At 72.0% G+C, this 20358-nt stretch carries 17 protein-coding genes, 1 pseudogene and 1 riboswitch; of the genes and pseudogenes, 11 read left to right on the top strand and 7 right to left on the bottom strand.

The window, feature by feature from the left end; all coding sequences use genetic code 11:
• Positions 1–10 precede the first annotated feature (10 nt).
• Positions 11–1621 (bottom strand): gamma-aminobutyraldehyde dehydrogenase, encoded by a 1611-nt coding sequence (locus tag ABZ354_RS17580; protein ID WP_358657610.1) that lies wholly within the window; start codon positions 1619–1621, stop codon positions 11–13.
• 198 nt (positions 1622–1819) lie between these two features.
• Between ABZ354_RS17580 and ABZ354_RS17585 the strand changes: the two genes are divergently transcribed.
• Positions 1820–2392 (top strand): NADAR family protein, encoded by a 573-nt coding sequence (locus tag ABZ354_RS17585; protein ID WP_358657612.1) that lies wholly within the window; start codon positions 1820–1822, stop codon positions 2390–2392.
• A gap of 164 nt (positions 2393–2556) precedes the next feature.
• Here ABZ354_RS17585 and ABZ354_RS17590 read toward each other — a convergent pair whose 3' ends face one another.
• A complete protein-coding gene (locus ABZ354_RS17590) occupies positions 2557–3309 on the bottom strand; it encodes a DUF4190 domain-containing protein (protein ID WP_358657614.1) in 753 nt (250 codons plus the stop codon).
• Positions 3310–3666: 357 nt separating this feature from the next.
• Between ABZ354_RS17590 and ABZ354_RS17595 the strand changes: the two genes are divergently transcribed.
• The 3 genes from ABZ354_RS17595 (at position 3667) to ABZ354_RS17605 (ending at position 6828) form a co-directional block, all read left to right on the top strand.
• Complete coding sequence (locus ABZ354_RS17595; RefSeq protein ID WP_358657616.1) at positions 3667–4728, top strand: adenosine deaminase; 1062 nt, start codon at positions 3667–3669, stop codon at positions 4726–4728.
• A 71-nt stretch (positions 4729–4799) separates the two neighbouring features.
• Positions 4800–5525 (top strand): glycerophosphodiester phosphodiesterase, encoded by a 726-nt coding sequence (locus tag ABZ354_RS17600; RefSeq protein WP_358657618.1) that lies wholly within the window; start codon positions 4800–4802, stop codon positions 5523–5525.
• 148 nt (positions 5526–5673) lie between these two features.
• Positions 5674–6828, top strand: a complete 1155-nt coding sequence (locus ABZ354_RS17605; protein WP_358657620.1) for a serine hydrolase domain-containing protein — start codon at positions 5674–5676, stop codon at positions 6826–6828.
• Between the two features lie 103 nt (positions 6829–6931).
• Here ABZ354_RS17605 and ABZ354_RS17610 read toward each other — a convergent pair whose 3' ends face one another.
• A complete protein-coding gene (locus ABZ354_RS17610) occupies positions 6932–8371 on the bottom strand; it encodes a gamma-aminobutyraldehyde dehydrogenase (protein ID WP_358657622.1) in 1440 nt (479 codons plus the stop codon).
• 182 nt (positions 8372–8553) lie between these two features.
• On the opposite strand from ABZ354_RS17610, the gene ABZ354_RS17615 reads away from it, so the two are divergent.
• The 6 genes from ABZ354_RS17615 to ABZ354_RS17640 all read left to right on the top strand — a co-directional run bounded on the left by ABZ354_RS17615 (position 8554) and on the right by ABZ354_RS17640 (position 14236).
• Positions 8554–9087 carry an Lrp/AsnC family transcriptional regulator gene (locus ABZ354_RS17615; protein WP_358657624.1) on the top strand — a complete coding sequence of 178 codons (534 nt, stop codon included), beginning with the start codon at positions 8554–8556 and terminating at the stop codon, positions 9085–9087.
• Positions 9088–9089: 2 nt separating this feature from the next.
• Positions 9090–10463 carry an aspartate aminotransferase family protein gene (locus ABZ354_RS17620; RefSeq protein WP_358657626.1) on the top strand — a complete coding sequence of 458 codons (1374 nt, stop codon included), beginning with the start codon at positions 9090–9092 and terminating at the stop codon, positions 10461–10463.
• Positions 10464–10684: 221 nt separating this feature from the next.
• On the top strand, positions 10685–11425 hold the full coding sequence (locus tag ABZ354_RS17625) for an ATP-binding cassette domain-containing protein (RefSeq protein ID WP_358657627.1): 741 nt from the start codon (positions 10685–10687) through the stop codon (positions 11423–11425).
• The gene (locus tag ABZ354_RS17630) at positions 11407–12837 is read left to right on the top strand and encodes a hypothetical protein (RefSeq protein ID WP_358657629.1); all 1431 of its coding nucleotides are present in this window, start codon (positions 11407–11409) and stop codon (positions 12835–12837) included. The genes ABZ354_RS17625 and ABZ354_RS17630 overlap by 19 nt, the downstream gene beginning before the upstream one ends.
• A 148-nt stretch (positions 12838–12985) precedes the next feature.
• Positions 12986–13393, top strand: coding sequence for a VOC family protein (locus ABZ354_RS17635; protein ID WP_358657631.1), 408 nt, complete (start codon positions 12986–12988; stop codon positions 13391–13393).
• Between the two features lie 174 nt (positions 13394–13567).
• Positions 13568–14236, top strand: coding sequence for an LAETG motif-containing sortase-dependent surface protein (locus ABZ354_RS17640; RefSeq protein WP_358657632.1), 669 nt, complete (start codon positions 13568–13570; stop codon positions 14234–14236).
• Positions 14237–14530: 294 nt separating this feature from the next.
• Here the strand turns inward: ABZ354_RS17640 and ABZ354_RS17645 are convergent.
• From ABZ354_RS17645 to rlmN, 4 genes and pseudogenes are all read right to left on the bottom strand, one after another.
• Positions 14531–15544: pseudogene (locus ABZ354_RS17645) on the bottom strand (ABC transporter ATP-binding protein); the annotation flags it as partial.
• On the bottom strand, positions 15544–17205 hold the full coding sequence (locus ABZ354_RS17650) for an iron ABC transporter permease (RefSeq protein ID WP_358657634.1): 1662 nt from the start codon (positions 17203–17205) through the stop codon (positions 15544–15546). The pseudogene ABZ354_RS17645 and the gene ABZ354_RS17650, both read right to left, overlap by 1 nt.
• Complete coding sequence (locus ABZ354_RS17655) at positions 17181–18221, bottom strand: thiamine ABC transporter substrate-binding protein (protein ID WP_358657764.1); 1041 nt, start codon at positions 18219–18221, stop codon at positions 17181–17183. Before ABZ354_RS17655 ends, ABZ354_RS17650 begins: the two co-directional genes overlap by 25 nt.
• A gap of 135 nt (positions 18222–18356) precedes the next feature.
• A riboswitch (TPP riboswitch) is annotated at positions 18357–18462 on the bottom strand.
• Positions 18463–18486: 24 nt separating this feature from the next.
• Entirely contained in the window at positions 18487–19593 is a 1107-nt protein-coding gene (gene rlmN / locus ABZ354_RS17660) for a 23S rRNA (adenine(2503)-C(2))-methyltransferase RlmN (protein WP_358657636.1), read from the bottom strand.
• Positions 19594–19866: 273 nt separating this feature from the next.
• On the opposite strand from rlmN, the gene ABZ354_RS17665 reads away from it, so the two are divergent.
• Entirely contained in the window at positions 19867–20337 is a 471-nt protein-coding gene (locus ABZ354_RS17665) for an SPW repeat protein (protein ID WP_358657638.1), read from the top strand.
• Positions 20338–20358: the final 21 nt, after the last annotated feature.

Genomic DNA, 20358 nt, shown 5'->3' on the forward strand with positions numbered 1-20358 from the left:
GGCCTGGCTGCTAGCGGTCCCCGAAGACGGTGCGGTGCCAGTCCTTCGCGGCGACCGCCGTGTTGTCGAACATGACGTGCTTGATCTGCGTGTACTCCTCGAACGAGTACGCGGACATGTCCTTGCCGAAGCCGGACGCCCGGTAACCGCCGTGCGGCATCTCGCTGATGATCGGAATGTGGTCGTTGATCCACACACAGCCCGCTGTGATCTCGCGGGTGGCGCGGTTCGCCCGGTAGACGTCCCGGCTCCACGCGGAGGCGGCCAGTCCGTACGGGGTGTCGTTGGCGAGGGCGATCCCCTCGTCGTCCGTGTCGAAGGGCAGCACGACGAGGACCGGCCCGAAGATCTCGGACTGCACGATCTCACTGTCCTGGGCGGCGCCGGCGATCAGCGTGGGCCGGTAGTACGCGCCGCTCTCCAGCGCCCCCCGCGGTGCCTCACCGCCGGTCACGACGCGCGCGTGGGCCCGCGCACGCTCCACGAAGGCGGCGACCCGGTCGCGCTGGGCGTGCGAGATCAGCGGCCCGAGGTCGGTGCCGGGCGCGAAGGGATCACCGAGCCGGACGGTCTCCATGAGCGCGGCCGTACGGTCCACGAACGCGTCGTACAGCGGGCGCTGCACATACGCGCGCGTGGCGGCCGTGCAGTCCTGCCCCGAGTTGATGAGCGACCCCGCGACGGCGCCGTGGGCGGCGGCCTCGAGGTCGGCGTCGTCGAACACCACGAACGGCGCCTTGCCGCCGAGTTCCAGGTGGATGCGTTTGACGGTGGCGGTGGCCAGCTCGGCGACGCGCCGGCCCACGGCGGTGGAGCCGGTGAAGGAGGTCATGGCGACGCCGGGATGGGAGACGAGGCGCTCCCCGGCCTCCGCGCCCGTCCCGGTGACGATGTTGACGACCCCGTCCGGGATGCCGGCGTCGGTGGCGGCCTGCGCGAACAGCAGCGAGGTCAGCGGGGTGAGCTCGGCGGGCTTGAGCACGATCGTGTTGCCCGCGGCGATCGCCGGGAGGATCTTCCAGGCGGCCATCTGCAGGGGGTAGTTCCAGGGCGCGATCGAACCGACGACGCCGATGGGCTCGCGCCGCACGTACGAGGTGTGGTCGCCGGAGTACTCACCGGCCGACTGCCCCTGCAGGTGCCGGGCGGCGCCCGCGAAGAACGCGATGTTGTCGACGGTGCCCGGCACGTCGAACTCACGGGTCAGCTTCAGCGGCTTGCCGCACTGGAGGGACTCGGCGCGGGCGAAGTCCTCGGCACGGCCGGCGAGCACGGCGGCGAACCGGTGCAGCGCGTCGGAGCGCTCGCCGGGCGTGGCACCGGCCCAGCCCGGAAACGCGGCACGGGCCGCGGCGACGGCGGCGTCCACGTCGTCGGTGCCGGCGAGCTCGTAGCGGTACACCTCCGCGCCGCTCGACGGATCGACCACCGCGTGCGTACGGCCCGACGTGCCGCGCGTGAGCCGGCCCGCGACGAACTGCGCCCCGGCCGCGAGACGCTCCCGCGCCGGGAACCGGCCGGGGGCGTCGGTGGCACCGTCCGCCGCCGCGGTGGCTTCCCGGGTGTCCCGGACGCCCGCGGTGTCCGGGGTCTGCGAGGGGGCGCTGCCCGGCTCGTGCATGTCGCTCTCCTCCGTGTCCCCGAGGGGGCCGGCGTGGCTCAGGCTCGATTTGAGTGCCGATCCTGACAGAGCGATGCCATGCCAACAAGTGATTCCGTTGTTGCCTTTTGGTTACGCGACGAAATCTGTCGACTTGGCGTCGAGTCACAACGGAAAAGTCCGGGCGTGTTGTCAGTGGTGCGTGCCACACTCCCCTGCATGGCGGAATCCACCGGGACGATCACTTCGCAGGACACCCTGATCAGGGAAGTCCGCGCCGGGGCGCGGGTCACGTATCTGCACTTCTGGGGCCACCGGCCACGCCCGGACGGCCGCGTCGGCCCGAGCTGCCTCAGCCAGTGGTGGCCGTCGGCCTTCACGGTGGACGGGGTGGCGTACGGGACGGCCGAGCACTGGATGATGGCCGGCAAGGCCCGCCTGTTCGGCGACGCGGAGGCGGAGCGGCGCGTCCTGGCCGCGCAGCACCCGGCACAGGCCAAGAAGGCGGGTCGCCTGGTCCGCGACTTCGACGAGGCCACCTGGGAGCGCGAGCGGTTCGCCCTGGTGGTGGAGGGCAGCTTCCACAAGTTCTCGGCCCACGCCGACCTGCGCGAGTTCCTGCTGAGCACCGGGGACCGGGTCCTGGTGGAGGCGAGCCCGGTGGACCGGGTGTGGGGGATCGGCCTGGCGGCGGACGACGAGGCGGCGACGGACCCGGAGCGGTGGCAAGGCCCGAACCTGCTGGGGTTCGCGCTGATGGAGGCGCGGGCACGGCTGGCTTCCCGGCCGTAACCCGGGCCGTGGATCAAACCCGTCCGGCTCGCATGACGAGTGCCCTCGGGCAGGGGGCGGGGCGGAGGGGGGCCGGGGCACAGCCCTCCGGGACGGGACCGGCAACAGGCGGCGGGCGCGAACGCCGAACCCTGAACGCCGCTGAGGAACCGCTGCGGACCGCTTTACGTCAGCAGCACGATCAACCCGAACCCGGCCCCCAGCACGATCCCCGCGCTCCCGCAGATGATCCCGGCCAGCGCCTGCCCGCCATTCGTGGCCTCACCCCGCGAAGACTTCGCCCGCCCCACTCCCCCGAAGATCACGGCCAGCGCACCCACCACGATCGCCGCGGGCCACAGGCAGAACATGACCGCCGAGACGATCCCCAGCACCAGCCCGGCCGTCCCCGGCCCGTTGCTGGGCAGCGGCGCCGCACCCCACCCGTAGTACCCCTGCTGCCCGCTCGTGCCGTACCCGGTGGCCGGGCCGGCGCCCGGCCCGGCGGCCCCGGGGTAGCCGTACCCGCCCGGGTAGCCGTAGGGCACCTGCCCGGGCCCGTCGGGCGCGATCGGCGGCGGCGGAACGGGCTCGGCCGGCGGCGCGAAGGCATGCGGGGCGCCACCACCGGGGTACGGCGGCGCGAAGGGAGGGACGGCGCCACCACCGGGGTACGGCGGCGCGGCATGGGCCCCGCCGTACGCGGCCGGGGCTCCGCCCCCGGAAACCTGCGGCGGCGCGGCGGGCGTTGCCCAGGGCGCGTGGGGAGTGGCCGGGGGCGACGGGAGCGGCGCGGGCGACGGCGGAACACTCCCGTCCCCCATGGCGGGCAACGAGGTGATCGTCTGCTGGTCGTGCACGGAGGGCGCGGAGGTCACGGGCGGCGCGGCGGGCCAGGCCGACGCGGCGGGCCAGGCCGGCGCCTCCCCGGACGCCACCGTGGTCCCGGGCCCCGCCTCTTGCTCCGAGGCCGGCCCGGGCCCCTGGCCCGGCGTGCCCCGGCCCGGCGCACTCTCCCCCGTCACCGCCGCCCGAGGATCCGTCCGGCCCGCCGCTTCCCCGTCGGATGCCGGCTGCTGCGCGTCGTCGGGCATGCCCGGGCCCCCCTCTGTCGACCGTCCTGTCATGCTACGGCCCACCCCCGCACACCACGGCCCCGGCCTCGGGCCCACGAGGACCGGGCTGATGACCGCCCGACGACCGGCCTACGATAATCCGAGTCACCGATCAGCCGATCACCCGCGCCCCGCCGCAGCCGTACCCCGGCCCGGGGCGCCGTTCCCGGGGAGGAACCCTTGACCGAGCATCTCGTCGAGCCCTGCGTCCCGCGCGACCTGCGCGCTTTCATCGCCGGGCTGCCCAAGGCCGAACTGCACGTGCACCACGTCGGTTCCGCCTCTCCCCGGATCGTCGCGGAGCTGGCGGGCCGCCACCCCGACTCGAAGGTTCCCACCGACCCGGAGGCCCTGGCCGAGTACTTCACGTTCACGGACTTCGCGCACTTCATCCAGGTGTACCTGTCGGTCGTGGACCTGATCCGCACCCCGGACGACGTGCGGCTGCTGACGTACGAGGTGGCGCGGGAGCTGGCCCGCCAGCAGGTGCGGTACGCGGAGCTGACGATCACGCCGTTCTCCTCGGTGCGCCGCGGCATCGACGAGCGGGCGTTCATGGCGGCCATCGAGGACGCGCGCAAGGCGGCCGAGGCGGAGTTCGGGACCGTGCTGCGCTGGTGCTTCGACATTCCCGGCGAGGCGGGTCTGGAGTCGGCCGAGGTGACGGCGCGGCTCGCCACGGACGACCGGCTGCGCCCGGAGGGCCTGGTGTCGTTCGGGCTCGGCGGGCCCGAGATCGGCGTGCCGCGCCCGCAGTTCAAGCCGTACTTCGACCGCGCCATCGACGCCGGGCTGCACTCGGTGCCGCACGCCGGCGAGACCACCGGCCCCGAGACGGTGTGGGACGCGCTGACGCATCTGCGTGCGGAGCGCATCGGGCACGGCACCAGCGCCGCCCAGGACCCGAAGCTGCTCGCGCACCTCGCCGAGCACCGCATCGCGCTGGAGGTCTGCCCCACCTCGAACATCGCCACGCGCGCGGTCCGCACGCTGGACGAGCACCCGGTCAAGGAGTTCACGCGGGCCGGTGTCCTCGTCACGATCAACTCCGACGACCCGCCGATGTTCGGCACCGACCTGAACAACGAGTACGCGGTCGCCGCCCGGCTGCTCGACCTGGACGAGCGGGGCCTCGCCGGCCTCGCGAAGAACGCGGTCGAGGCGTCCTTCCTGGACGAGACGGGCCAGGCACGCCTGGCGGCCGAGATCGACGCGTACACGGCCACCTGGCTCGCCTCCTGAGCCGTCCGGCCGCCGCCCCGCGCCGACGTGCCGATCCCGCTGATCCCGCTGATCCCGCACCGAGGAATTACATGCATCACGTGACGGCAGTGGCCCACCGCGGCGACCCCTACCGCGTCCGGGAGAACACGATCGCCTCCCTGCGATCCGCCCTCGCCCGGGGCGCGGACGCCGTGGAGGTCGACGTACGGCTCACCCGGGACGGCGTGCCCGTGCTGCTGCACGACGACACGCTGAAGCGTCTGTGGGAGCACGACCGGCCGCTGCTGTCGCTGTCGGCGGACGAGGTGCGCGACCTGACCGGAGGGGACGTGCCGACGCTGGCGGACGCGCTGGCGGCGACCGGGGGGCACCGGGTGATGCTGGACCTGCCCGGCGCCCCCGACGTGCGCGCGGCCCGACGGATCGTGGACGCCGTACGGCAGTGCGGGGCGGCGGACCGGGTGTACTACTGCGCGGGCGCCCGCGCCATGCTCGCGGTGCGGGCGGCCGACCCGAAGGCGGAGATCGCCCTGACGTGGACGACGCTGGCACCGCCGCGCCCCGCGGTCCTGGAGGCGGTGGGGCCCCGCTGGCTCAACTACCGCTTCACTCTGCTGACCCGGGACCTCGCCGAGCGCGTCCACCGCGACGGCTACCTGCTCTCCGCCTGGACCCCGGACACCCGCCGTGCGATGCGCCGCCTGCTGGCCCTGGGCGTGGACTCGATCACGACCAACCGCGTCGACACGCTCCACGCCCTGCGGGCGACCGGGACACCCCCGGCCCGGACCCCGTCCCCGTGCCCCTCCCCTTAGGGGAAGTCACCCACAACGACCCGGTGCACAACGGCAGGTGACTGGGGGCCGGGCGGGGGACGGCACCCTCCCTGCCGACGATCCGGGACGGCCCCGTACCCGCCGAGGATGATCACGTCCCGTCACCGATCGTCCGAGGAGCACGCCCATGCACGTCCGTCCGACCGTCGTCGCCCTGGCGACCGCGCTCACGGTGGGCCTGACCGCCCTCCCCCTCGCCGGCACCGCCGCCGCGCGGCCGCCGTCGTCCTGCGTCACGCCCCTCGGACCCGCCGCCGTGCCGGCGGACGGCCCGGACGTCGAGGCGCTGTGCGCCGCCGTCGCCGGGCTTCCCGACCGGGACGCGACCGCCGCGCTGGTCCGGGTGGGCGGCAGGGGCAGCTGGTACGGCGTCGCCGGCGTGCGGGATCTGGTGTCGGGCGCGCCCGCGTTGGCGAACGCCCGGTTCCGCGCCGGTTCGACGACGAAGATCGTGACCGCGGCACTCGTGCTGCAACTCGCCGCCGAGGGACGGATCTCCCTGGACGGCACCGTGCAGCGGTACCTGCCGGGCCTGCTCACGGAGGACTTCGGGCCGATCACCGTACGGCAGTTGCTGAACTTCACCAGTGGCCTGCGGCCGGGCGCGTCGCTCGGGGACACCACCGCGTCGATGTATCCGCACCGCTTCGAGACGCTGACTCCGGAGGCGGTCGTCGCCGAGTCCGTCGCCAAGGGCCCGGGCCATGCGCCCGGCGCGGAGCAGCACTACGGCAACATCCACTACACCGTGCTCGGCATGCTGATCGAGAAGGTCACCGGGGACTCGTACGCGCATCAGGCCGCCGTACGGATCTTCCGGCCGGCCGGCATGCGGCACACGTCGTTCCCGGCGGGCCCCGATCCGCGCATCCACGGCCCGCACAACCGCGGTTACGAGGTGATCGACGGCCGGCTCACGGACGTGACGGACTGGAACATGTCGGACCGGTGGGCCGCCGGGGACCTGATCTCCACGACCGCCGACCTGGAACGGCTGCTCAGGGCGCTGTTCCGGGGCCGTGTGGTGCCGGAGCCGCAGCTGCGGGAGATGTTCACCGTGCCGGATCTGCCCGGCGCCACCATGGCCGCGGCGCTGGAGCGGTTCGAGCTGAACGGCAAGGAGATCTGGGGCAAGACGGGCTCCCGTCCCGGCTACCACACGGTCGTCGCGGCCACCCGGGACCTGTCCCGCACGGTCGTCTACTCCGTCAACTCCACCGACGCGCGCGGGGACGGCCTCGCCATCGCCTCCCGCTTCGCCTTCCCGGCGTTCAACCGCTGACGGCCTCGGCGCGCTCCGGCACGAGGACGGCCCCGTACGGGACACCTCCCGTACGGGGCCGCACCGGCACGTCCGGACTACGCGTCCGGCCCGCGCACCCGCCTCACGCGTCCAGCGACGTCATCACGTGCTTCACCCGCGTGTAGTCGTCGAAGCCGTACGCCGACAGGTCCTTGCCGTAGCCGGACTTCTTGAAGCCGCCGTGCGGCATCTCGGCGACCAGTGGAATGTGGGTGTTGATCCACACGCAGCCGAAGTCGAGCTTCTTCGACATCCGCATGGCGCGGCCGTGGTCCCTGGTCCACACGGAGGAGGCCAGGGCGTACTCGACACCGTTCGCGTGCTGCACGGCCTGGTCCTCGTCGGTGAAGGACTGGACGGTGATGACCGGGCCGAAGACCTCCTTCTGGATGATCTCGTCGTCCTGCTTGAGGCCGGAGACGACGGTCGGCGCGTAGAAGTAGCCCTTGTCGCCGACGCGCGCGCCGCCCGCCTCGACCTTGGCGTGCGCGGGCAGCCGGTTGATGAAGCCCTCGACCTGGGCGAGCTGCTGGGGGTTGTTCAGCGGGCCGTAGAGCACGTCCTCGTCGTCCGGCATGCCGGTCTTCGTCTCGGACGCGGCCTTGGCCAGCGCGGACACGAACTCGTCGTGGATCGACTCGTGGACCAGCACGCGCGTGGCCGCCGTGCAGTCCTGGCCGGCGTTGAAGAAGCCCGCCACGGAGATGTCCTCGACGGCCTTGGCGATGTCGGTGTCCTCGAAGACGACGACCGGCGCCTTGCCTCCCAGCTCCAGGTGGACGCGCTTGACGTCCTTCGACGCGGACTCGGCGACCTGCATGCCGGCGCGCACGGAACCGGTGATGGACGCCATCGCCGGGGTCGGGTGCTCCACCATCGCGCGGCCGGTCTCGCGGTCGCCGCAGAGGACGTTGAAGACGCCCTTGGGCACGATCGAGCCGATGATCTCGGCCATCAGGACCGTGGAGGCGGGGGTGGTGTCCGACGGCTTCAGCACGACCGTGTTGCCCGCGGCGAGCGCGGGGGCGAACTTCCATACGGCCATCATCATCGGGTAGTTCCACGGCGCGACCTGCGCGCAGACCCCGATCGGCTCACGGCGGACGATGGAGGTCAGGCCCTCCATGTACTCGCCGGCCGAGCGGCCCTCCAGCATCCGTGCCGCGCCCGCGAAGAAGCGGATCTGGTCCACCATCGGCGGGATCTCCTCGGAGCGGGTCAGCCCGATGGGCTTGCCCGTGTTCTCCACCTCGGCCGCGATGAGCTCCTCGGCCCGCTCCTCGAACGCGTCGGCGATCTTCAGCAGGGCCTTCTGACGCTCGGCCGGGGTGGTGTCGCGCCAGCCCGGGAACGCCGCCGCGGCGGCGGCCATGGCGGCGTCGACGTCCGGCTCACCGGACAGCGGAGCGGTCGCGTACGCCTCGCCGGTCGCCGGGTTGACCACTTCGGTGGTCCGTCCGTCGGCGGCGTCCCGGAACTCACCGTCGATGTAGTTGCGCAGACGTCGCAGCTCGGTGCTCACTGCAGGCCCTCCTGGTGCTCCTGGTGGGGGTGTCAGGGTGTCCATTCTCTGAGACACCCACCCTAATCCGTCTCCCGACGTTTTCAACACCCCCGGCCCAGCCGTCGCTGCGAAATCCGCACGCCACACAGCCATAAACAACGGATTTCATTGATCGGGGCTTGCGAAACTGTCGAGACGTCGTGCACAGTGACGGCGTGGCCAGTCGAAGCGCAGACCAGAGGGACCAGCGAGCCGAGAAGGACTCCGGTCGCTACCGGAACGGCGGAGCCCAGTTGGACGCCGTCTCCCTCGCCATCGTCGAGCAGCTCCAGGAGGACGGCCGCCGGCCCTACGCCGCGATCGGCAAGGCCGTGGGCCTGTCCGAGGCGGCCGTGCGCCAGCGCGTCCAGAAGCTGCTCGACCAGGGCGTGATGCAGATCGTCGCCGTCACCGACCCGCTGACGGTGGGCTTTCGCCGGCAGGCGATGGTCGGGGTCAACGTGGAGGGCGACGTGGAGTCCGTGGCCGACGCGCTGACCGCCATGTCGGAATGCGAGTACGTGGTGATGACCGCGGGCTCCTTCGACCTGATGGTGGAGATCGTCTGCGAGGACGACGACCACCTCCTGGAGGTGATCAACACACGCATCCGGGCCGTGCCCGGAGTGCGCTCCACCGAGAGCTTCGTCTACCTCAAGCTCAAGAAGCAGACCTACATGTGGGGAACCCGATAATCGTGAGCACCGACACCCCCAAGGACCTCAGCAAGTCCGCGTACGACCACCTGTGGATGCACTTCACCCGCATGTCCACGTACGAGAACGCCCCCGTCCCCACGATCGTCCGGGGCGAGGGCACACACGTCTACGACGACAAGGGCAAGCGCTACCTCGACGGTCTCGCCGGCCTGTTCGTGGTGCAGGCCGGGCACGGCCGCGTCGAGCTCGCCGAGGCCGCCTTCAAGCAGGCCCAGGAGCTGGCCTTCTTCCCGGTGTGGTCCTACGCCCACCCCAAGGCCGTGGAACTCGCGGAGCGGCTCGCCGGTCACGCGCCGGGCGACCTGAACAAGGTCTTCTTCACGACCGGCGGCGGCGAGGCGGTGGAGACCGCCTGGAAGCTCGCCAAGCAGTACTTCAAGCTCACCGGCAAGCCCACCAAGTACAAGGTGATCTCCCGCGCGGTCGCCTACCACGGCACCCCGCAGGGCGCGCTGTCCATCACCGGCCTGCCCGCGCTGAAGGCCCCCTTCGAGCCGCTGGTGCCGGGCGCCCGCAAGGTCCCCAACACGAACTTCTACCGCGCCCCCCTCCACGGCGACGACCCGGAGGCCTTCGGCCGCTGGGCCGCCGACCAGATCGAGCAGCAGATCCTCTTCGAGGGCCCCGACACGGTCGCCGCGGTCTTCCTGGAGCCCGTGCAGAACGCGGGCGGCTGCTTCCCGCCCCCGCCCGGCTACTTCCAGCGGGTGCGCGAGATCTGCGACCAGTACGACGTGCTGCTCGTCTCGGACGAGGTCATCTGCGCCTTCGGCCGCCTCGGCACGATGTTCGCCTGCGACAAGTTCGGCTACGTACCGGACATGATCACCTGCGCCAAGGGCATGACCTCGGGCTACTCCCCGATCGGCGCCTGCATCGTCTCCGACCGCCTCGCCGAGCCGTTCTACCGGGGCGACAACACCTTCCTCCACGGCTACACCTTCGGCGGCCACCCCGTCTCCGCCGCGGTGGGCCTGGCCAACCTCGACCTGTTCGAGCGCGAGGGCCTCAACCAGCACGTCCTCGACAACGAGGGCGCGTTCCGCGCGACCCTGGAGAAGCTGCACGACCTGCCGATCGTCGGCGACGTCCGCGGCAACGGCTTCTTCTACGGCATCGAGCTGGTGAAGGACAAGAACACCAAGGAGTCCTTCGACCCGGAGGAGACCGAGCGCGTCCTGTACGGCTTCCTGTCGAAGAAGCTCTTCGAGAACGGCCTGTACTGCCGAGCCGACGACCGCGGCGACCCGGTCGTCCAGCTCGCCCCGCCGCTCATCTCCGACCAGGAGACGTTCGACGAGATCGAGCAGATCCTGCGCGCGACGCTCACGGAGGCGTGGACGAAGCTCTGACCCCGCCGCGACCCCGCTCCGCCCCGGCGACTGCGCCGATTGCCCGGCCCGGGGCACACCCGTACGAGTGAGAAGGGTGTGTCCCGGGCCGTGTGCTGTCCGGCCGCACCCGCTCGGCTGCCTAGCGTGCCGGTAACCGATCGGCCCTGCCTTCGTTCCCCCGGATGGGGGATTTCGCGAATCGCGCACGGCATTTCTGATCTGAACCGAGGTGTACGCCCATGGTGGCCCCGCCGGACAACGACGTGCTCTGGGCACGCGCCCTGCACCTGACACACCACGACGGCTCGCCCGCGCTGCAAGGAGTCTCCATCGGCGTCCGGGAGGGCGAGATCCTCGCCGTCGCCGGCCCGCGCGGCAGCGGCAAGACCAGCCTCCTGCGCTGCCTGTCGGGCCAGGTGGCCGCCCCGCGCGGCGAGGTCTGGTTCAACAGCATCCCCGTGCACACCATGACCCCGCTGCACCGCGAACGGCTGCGCCGCGACCGGTTCGGCTGGATCGACCCGGCACCGGCCCTCGTCCCCGAGCTGAACGTGTGGGAGAACACCGCCCTGCCGCTGATGCTGCGCGGCACCGGCAGACGGCTCGCCAAGAAGGCCGCCCTGGAGTGGCTGGAGCGCCTCGACGTGGGCGACGTGACCCGTAAACGGCCGCACCAACTGCGCCAGGCGCAGCGGCAGCGCGTGTGCATCGCCCGCGCGCTGGCCCTCTCGCCGACCGTGCTGTTCGCCGACGAGCCGACCGCGCCCCTGCACCACGCCGACCGCGCGCACGTACTGCGCACACTGACGACGGCGGCCCGCTCGCACGGCATCACCGTCGTCCTCGCCAGCCAGGACCCGGCCACCGTGGCGCTCGCCGACCGCGCGGTGCCGCTGCTGGACGGACGGCGCGTGAGGACCGTGCACCTGCCGCCGACGCCCGAATCGGAAGGCCGGGCGGCGTGCTCGCTCTCCGTCTGACCCGCGGTTCCCGCCCGGCCGTCCAGCTGCGCCGCCTGCTGGTCGCGACGGCGTCGGCGGGCACCGCCTTCCTGCTCCTGTGCGCCCTCGGGCACGCGTTGAGCCACCCGCCGGGGGACGCCGTGCCGCGGCTCGCCTGGTGCGCGGCCCCGCTCGCCGCCACCGTGCACCTCGCTGCGGCCGTCGCCCGCACCGACCCGGGCACCCGGCCCCGGCCCGGCCTGTCGGCGATCGGCCTCGGCCCCGCCCGCATGATGGCGATCTCGGCGACCACCACGGCCCTGTCCTGCGCGCTGGGTTCGACGGTGGCGCTGCTGTTCTTCGTCCAGCTGCGCGGCGACGTCACCGGCATGCCCTTCGACGGCGCCGCCGAGTTCCTCGCGGCCGGCCGGCCGCTGCCGTTCCCCGCGACCCTGACCCTGCTCTGCCTGACCCCGGCCGCCGCGTCCGTCGCGGTGGCCGTGCTGCTGCGCCCGCGGGACGACCGGGAGGAGGCACTGCGCCGGGCGGCACGCGCCCACCGGTGGTCCATGACGTACGGACGTGTCGCGGCGAAGGCGGGCGCGAAGGACGGCGGCAAGACGAACGGGGGGACGGCTACGGCGGGGGCCGTGGCGTCGGCCGGGACCACCGGTGCGCACGGGACGGCCGTGCTGAACGGCAACGGCGGCATCGCGGTCGCCGACCGCCCGCCCACCCCGGCCCCGGCTCCCGGCCCGGAGGCACTTCCCGGCACTACGGCACCGGACGGCGCACCCGCCGACCCTGCTCCGGTCCTTCCCGGCTCCCTCGTCCAGGACCCCCTCACCGCTCCCGCCGGTCTGCCCTGGGGCGTCGCCGTGGTGGCCGTCGGGCTGGCCGTCGAGGCGTACGGGGGCCGCACGGCGGACGGTGGCGGGTTCGCCCTGCCCGGCGGACTCGGATCCGGTTCCGTCACCGCGCTGACCGGCCTGGTGCTGAGCGTCATGGGCCTGGCGCTGGCCGGTCCCGGCCTCACCCACCTGTGCGGCCTGCTGCTCCAGGCGGTCCGGCCGGGCGCCGTACGGCTCCTGGCGGGCCGGGTGCTGATGGCGGAGGCCCCGCGCCTCGGCCGCCCCCTCGGTGTCGTGTGCGCGGTGACGGCCGCGCTGTACACCTCGGCGGCGCTGTACGACACCCGCGACCCCGGGCCGGGCCCGCTCACCGTCCTGGGCACGGTCCTCGTGACCGGCTGCACGGTGGCGACCCTGCTGATCACCGCCGTGGAGGCCAAGCAGGCCCGCGCCGAGACCACGCAGGCGCTGCTCCGCCTCGGAGCGCCCGCGACGTCGTTGCGCCGTGCGGCCCAGTTGCGCACCGGAGCCCTCCTGGCCGCCTGCCTGCCGCCGACGCTGCTGGTCGCGGAGCTGGCCGCGCTGCCCCTGGCCCGGTGAGACGGGGCGCCGTGCGCGGTGTGGTCGGGAGAGTGCCGCCGGTGCGCCGATGAGTTCCGCGGGCGCGCCCGGTCTACCCCTCGAACGGACGAGGAAGGCCGGACGCCCGCACGGCCGGGACGCCGGGACGATCAGGGAGAGACCGCACATGTACCAGCAGATGATTTTCGTGAACCTTCCGGTGAACGACCTCGACGCGTCGAAGAGGTTCTTCACCGGGCTGGGCTATTCGATCAACGCGCAGTTCAGCGACGAGAACGCCGCCTCGGTGGTGATCAGCGACACGATCGTGGCGATGCTGCTCAAGAAGGAGTTCTACTCGACGTTCACCACCAAGGAGATCGCGGACGCCGGCAAGACCAGCGAGGTGCTGCTCTGCCTGAGCGCCGAGAGCCGCGAGAAGGTCGACGAACTCGTCGAGAAGGCGCTCGCCGCGGGCGGCACGGAGCCCCGCGAGCCGCAGGACCACGGGTTCATGTACGGCCGGGCCTTCGACGACCCGGACGGCCACACCTGGGAGGTCGTGTGGATGGACCCGTCCACGATCGCGGGATGACGCCGCTGAAACGCCCGGGCGGTTAATAAGACGGCAAAGCCAACGGGGTTGGCCGACTTCTGCGTTGACACTGCTTATGCGGCACTTATAAACCAGTGAGGTTCATGGGTGAGGTGATGTCTCATCACTGCGCCCTCAACCCCCCCGCATTTGCGTATCACGCGAAGGACCAAAGTGACAGTCCTGTCCATATCCCGCCGTACCGTTGCACGCTCCGTGCGTGCACTCGGCGTTGTCTCCGCGTCGGCCGCACTCGCGATCGCCGCTTCGGGCAACGCGCTCGCCTGCAACATCAGTGAGTTCTCCGCCGCCGCCAAGTGCGACGGCGACAAGGGCGTCATCACCGTCACCGATGTCGACCCGTCCGGCGTTCCGGCCACCATCACCGTGTACCTGCAGAGCAACGGTGCCGACGCGAAGATGGTCGGCGAGCAGGTCGTCAAGGGCTCGCGCGACGGCGCCACCATCTCCTTCTCGGAGGAGTGGAAGCCGAAGGCCGAGTACCGCATCCACGTCAAGGCCGGTTCGTACGTCGACGAGGACATCAAGCCGAACGTCGTCGCGCCGGACACCGCCTGCAAGACGGAGTCCACGCCGACTCCCACGGAGCCCGCTCCGACGAAGCCCGCGGAGTCGGCCACCCCGACCCCGTCCGAGTCGGAGTCGGAGAGCGCCCCGCCCGCGGACAGCGCGCCCTCCCCCGCCGGTGACTCGAACCTCGCCGAGACCGGTGCGGACTCCAACACCGGTCTGATCGCCGGCATCGCCGCGGCCCTGGTCGCCGTCGGTGGTGGCGCGGTCTTCTTCGGCCTGCGCCGCCGCGGAGCGAACAGCAACAGCTGACGCCCCACAGTCGCCGCGGGGTGAACAGCCACGGCTGACACCCCGCGCGACACACGGACGGCCCGCCCCCGGATACCCGGAGGCGGGCCGTTTGCGTGCGGTGCCGCCCACCGCGTGGCCCACTGCTCAGGGCGGCAGATGGGGCGTCCACGACTCGGCCGCCTACCGCTCGGCCGTCCTCGGCTCGGCCGTCCACTGCCTGGGCGTCTACTGCTTGGCTGTACCCGGCCCGGGCGTGCCGCGTTCGGCCGCCGGAGCCGCGTCCCTGTCCCGTCCCGCCGCTCCGGGCCCGTCGAGGACCACAATCTCGGCCGCGTCGAACACCACCCCGACCTCGTCCCCGACCTCCGGCGCCGCCCGCAGCGCACACGCCGCCTCCAGCCGCGGCGCGTCCTCCGGCCGGAGCCGTACGGCGACATGGGTGCCCCGGAAGGTGCGGGCGGTCACCGTGCAGCGCAGGCCCTCGGCGGCGGCCACCAGGCGCACACCGGCGGGCCGTACGAGCAGTGTGCGCGGGCCCTGCGGCGCGCCCCCGGACACGGGCACCTTGCCCCACGGCGTGTCCGCGGCCTCCCCGGTCACCGTGCAGTCCGTGACGTTGTCGAACCCGAGGAAGCGGGCGACGAAGGCGTCGGCCGGCCGCTGCCACACCTCGAGCGGCGTCCCCGTCTGGGCGATCCGTCCGTCCCGCATGACAACGACCCGGTCGGCGAGGGCGAACGCCTCGCCCTGGTCGTGGGTCACGGCGAGCACGGTGGTGCCCAGCCGGCCGAACAGTTCCCGCAGTTCGACCACGAGCCGCTCGCGCAGCGACCGGTCGAGCTGGCCGAGCGGCTCGTCCAGCATCAGCAGGCGCGGCCGGGGCGCCAGGGCACGGGCGAGCGCGACCCGCTGCTGCTCACCCCCGGACAGCGCCGCGACGGCCCGGCGCCCAGCCCCCGGCAGCCCGACGAGGTGGAGCAACTCCGCCACACGCGCCCGCTGTTCCTCCTTGGACGCGCCGTGCATACGCAGCCCGAAGGCGACGTTGCCGCCGACGTCCCGCTGCGGGAACAGCTGATGGTCCTGGAACATCAGACCCACCCCGCGTTGGTGCGCGGGCACACCGGCCTGGTCCCGCCCGTCCAGCAGCACCCGCCCGGAGTGCAGCGGCTGCAGCCCGGCGACGGCACGCAGCAACGTGGACTTGCCGCTGCCGCTGGGCCCGAGGACGCACACGATCTCGTGCTCGGCGACGTCCAGGCCGACCGCGTCGAGGACGGGCCGCCCGCCGAGGCGTACGGTCGCGGCGTCGAGGCTCAGCAGCATCAGAACTCCCCGGTCCGGTCTGTCCGCAGCCGCTCCAGCGCCAGCAGCGCCACGGCGCACACGACCATCAGCATCGTCGAAAGGGCCATGGCCTGCCCGTAGTTGAGGTCGCCGGGGCGCCCCAGCAGCCGCGCCACGGCCACCGGCAGCGTCGGGTTGTCGGGCCGCGCGATGAACACCGTCGCCCCGAACTCGCCGAGCGACACCGCGAACGCGAACCCGGCCGCGACCAGCAGCGCCCGCCGCACCATCGGCAGGTCCACCTCACGCCACACCCGCCACGGGGAGGCCCCCAGCACGGCGGCGGCCTCCCGCAGCCGTACGTCCACCGCGCGCAGCACGGGCAGCATGGCCCGTACGACGAAGGGGACGCCGACGAGTGCCTGGGCGAGCGGCACGAGGATCCAGGAGGCCCGCAGGTCGAGCGGCGGCTCGTCGAGAGCGATGAGGAACCCGAAGCCGACCGTCACGGCGGACACGCCGAGCGGCAGCATCAGCAGCGCGTCGAAGCCGCGTACGAACGCCCCGGTGTCCCGTCTGGTCAGCGCGGTGGCGGCGAGCGTGCCGATCACCACGGCGATGGCGGTGGCGGCGAGGGCGTACTGGAGGGAATTGGCGAGGGCCTCGATCGGCGGCACGAGGAACACTCCCCCGTCGTCGGTCAGCGCCCGGTAGTAGCCGAGTCGCGGCGCGTCCAGGGAACGCCGTACCAGCACGGCGAGCGGCAGAAACAGCAGTACGGCGACCGTCGCGACGACGCCGGCCAGCAGCGCCCACTGGCCCGTGCCGCGCGGCCGGCGCGCGGTCACCGAGGCGTCGACCAGCCGCAGCGCGGTCTCCCGGCGCCGCACGGTCCGGGCGTGCAGGGCGAGGATCGCGCCGACGGCCGCGAACTGGATCATCGTCAGGACGGCCGCCGTGGACAGATCGAAGATCTCCGAGGTCTGCCGGTAGATCTCGACCTCCAGCGTCGAGAAGGTGGGCCCGCCGAGGATCTGGACCACACCGAACGACGTGAAGGTGAACAGGAAGACCATGAGCGCGGCGGCGGCCACGGCGGGCGCCAGCGCGGGCAGGGTGACCTGCCGCCAGGCCCGCAGCGGGGAGGCGCCCAGCATCCGCGCGGCCTCCTCCTGCCGCGGGTCGAGCTGGGACCACAGCCCGCCGACGGTCCGTACGACGACGGCGTAGTTGAAGAAGACGTGGGCGAGCAGGATCGCCCACACGGTGGTGTCCAGCCGTACGCCCCACAGCTCGTCCAGCAGCCCGCCGCGGCCGACGAGTGCCAGGAACGCCGTACCGACGACGACGGTCGGCAGCACGAACGGCACGGTCACGAGCGCCCGCAGGACCTGTTTGCCGCGGAACGCGAAACGCGCGAAGACGTACGCGCCGGGCAACGCGATCAGCAGCGTGAGGGCCGTGGAGACGAGCGCCTGCCAGGTGGTGAACCACAGGACGTGCCGCACGCCGGGATCCGCCAGCACGTCCAGGATCCGCCCGGGGTGCCACGACCCGCCGGCCTTCAGGCCGCGCGCGACGATCGCGGCGACCGGGTAGGCGAAGAACACCGCGAAGAACGCGACGGGCACGGCCATCAGCCCGAGCCGCGCCGCGTTCCCGCGCCGCCTGGCGGCTACTTCAGTACGAGCGAGGTCCACGACTTGACCCACTGGTCACGGTGATCGGCGATCTTCGCGGGTTCCAGGGTCTGCGGAGAGGCGGCCTGCGGCCCGTACTTCACGAACTCCTCGGGCACCGCGGCGCCCTCGACCACCGGGTAGACGAACATGTTCATCGGCATGTCGTCCTGGAACCGCCTGCTGATCAGGAAGTCGAGCAGCGCCTTGCCGCCCTCGCCGTTCCGGGCGTTGCTGAGCAGCCCCGCGTACTCGACCTGCCGGAAGCACGTCCCCCGGGCGACCCCGGTCGGCGCGGTGTCCGGCTTGGGGTCGGCGAAGACGACCTCGGCGGGCGGGGAGGACGCGTACGACACGACGAGCGGCCGGTCGCCCCTGGCCTTCCGGCCGCCGGCCGAGCCGGAGAACTCCTCGTTGTAGGCCTGCTCCCAGCCGTCGACCACCTTCACGCCGTTGGCCCTGAGCTTCTTCCAGTACCCCTGCCAGCCTCCGTCTCCGTACTTGGCGGCGGTGCCGAGCAGGAATCCGAGCCCGGGCGAGGAGGTGGCGGCGTTCGAGGTGACGAGAAGATCCCTGTACCGCGGCGCGACAAGATCGTCGAAGGACTCGGGCGGGTTCAGCTTGTGCTTGCCGAACCAGGCCTTGTCGTAGTTGACGCAGACATCCCCGGTGTCGACGGCCGTGACCCGGTGCTCGCTCTCGTCGGCCCGGTACTCGGGCTTGATGTTCCCGGCCCCCTCCGGCTCGTACGGCTGGAACAGGCCGTTGTCGAGCGCGCGGGACAGCAGGGTGTTGTCGACGCCGAAGAAGACGTCCCCCTGCGGGTTGTCCTTGGTCAGGATCGCCTTGTTGACGGCGGCGCCGGCGTCCCCGTCCTTGAGGACGCGGACCTTGTACCCGGACTCCTTCTCGAAGGCCGCGAGAACGCCCTTGGACACGGCCCACGAATCATGGCTGACGAGCGTGACGGTCGTGGACCCGCCGCCCGCACCCTGCCCGTCGTCGGACGACCCGCAGCCGGCGAGGCCACCGACCATGCCGAGCCCGACGAGAAGGACAGTGATCCGCTTCTTGGTGGTGCTGGAAATACCCACTGAATTCCTCCTGGGTTGACCAGGAAGAGACGCGGCCCTGCCCGCGAACCCCGGAGGTTCGCGGGCAGGGCGCAACAGCTCGAGTGATGACCGATCTCCCTACCCAGAATGACCTGGGCGAGGTTCGGAGGGTCTGCGGCCGGTGCCGCACTCTCAGCGCTGTGGCGCTCCCCTGTCGGAATATGAAGATGTCCGTACGCCGGTCAGATTACCTCTCGCTGGCGGCGAGCTGACCACACGCCCCGTCGATCTCCTGTCCACGGGTGTCCCGGATCGTCACCGGCACACCGTGCGCGGCGATCGCGTCGACGAACGCCTTCTCGTCCTCGGGCCGCGACGCGGTCCACTGGGAGCCGGGCGTCGGGTTCAGCGGGATCAGGTTGACGTGGACGGGCCTGCCCTTGAGCAGCCGTCCGAGGCGGTCGCCACGCCATGCCTGGTCGTTGATGTCGCGGATGAGGGCGTACTCGATGGACAGCCGCCGCCCCGACTTCCCGGTGTACTCGAACCCGGCGTCGAGGACCTCGCGCACCTTCCAGCGGGTGTTCACGGGGACGAGCGTGTCGCGCAGTTCGTCGTCGGGGGCGTGCAGCGAGATCGCGAGACGGCACGTGAAGCCCTCGTCGGCGAACCGGTGGATGGCCGGCACGAGACCGACGGTCGACACGGTGATCCCGCGCTGCGACAGCCCCAGCCCGTCGGGCTCGGGATCGGTGAGCCGCCGGATGGACCCCACTACGCGGTTGTAGTTGGCGAGGGGCTCGCCCATACCCATGAACACGATGTTGCTCAGCCGGGCCGGCCCCCCGGGCACCTCTCCGTCCCTGAGGGCCCGCATCCCGTCCACGATCTGGTGGACGATCTCGGCGGTGGACAGATTCCGGTCCAGCCCGGCCTGCCCGGTCGCGCAGAACGGGCAGTTCATCCCGCACCCCGCCTGCGAACTGATGCACATGGTGACCCGGTCCGGGTAGCGCATCAGCACCGACTCGACGAGCGTCCCGTCGAACAGCCGCCACAGCGTCTTGCGGGTGGTCCCCTGGTCGGTCGACAGATGCCGTACGACCGTCATCAGCTCGGGAAGCAGCGCGTCCCGCAGCCTGGGGCGGGCGGCGGCCGGAATGTCGGTCCACTGCTCCGGGTCGTGCGCGTACCGCGCGAAGTAGTGCTGCGAGAGCTGCTTGGCGCGAAACGGCTTCTCACCGATCGCGGCAACGGCCTCCTTGCGCTCGGCGGGCGTGAGGTCGGCGAGGTGCCGCGGCGGCTTCTTGGCTCCGCGCGGGGCGACGAATGTGAGTTCTCCGGGCTTAGGCATGGCCGTACCAGTGTCGCAGATCGATTTCGCCTGACCTGCGACGGTCGCCAGGGACACCTGTCGTCGGTGGTCGTCACTCGTCGTTGCCGGTCCCCCTCGGACGGCCCGGACGGCCCGGCGACCGGGTGGCGGGCTCCGCCCCTCGGTTGAGGCGGCGCCCCGCCTGGCCTCCGCAGCATCTCGGACTCGGGCGGCTCAGCGACGGTTACCCGGTCCCCGTGGGGTACTCGACTTCACGTAATGCACATAACTTATAAAGCGGGAGGTATCGGAATGGCGACGCAGCCCCAATCGGACATGGCAACGCATCCCGACATCCTTGCCATGCGCAATCGGCATGAGATGGCCGAGCGTGTCGCGACTACTCCCATGGCACAGGCCGTCGAGGCCATGGCCCTGATCACAGGCCTGTACCTGGCGGCCTCACCGTGGATCGCGGGTTTCAACAATTTCTCCACCTTGGCGGTCAACAATCTGATCGTCGGCATCGCGTACGCCGTGATCATGAGCGGTGGCTTCGGCCGGGCATACGAGCGGTCGCACAGCATGGCGTGGGCCGCTTGCGCGCTCAGCGTGTGGACGATCTTGGCGCCTTGGGTTGTGGCAGGTGACGTCAGCACGACCAGGACCATCGTCAACAACATCGTCGTCGGCGTGATCGCGCTCCTGCTGGCCCTCATGGCCGCCGCAGCCGCCCGACCGGTGAGTCAGTCGTCCGGCGACCGCTCTTCCGCGCGAAGGTGACAGCAATCGTCCATCCGAAGG

It is taken from the genome of Streptomyces sp. NPDC005925 (assembly GCF_040638805.1).
In the GTDB taxonomy this organism is placed as follows: domain Bacteria; phylum Actinomycetota; class Actinomycetes; order Streptomycetales; family Streptomycetaceae; genus Streptomyces.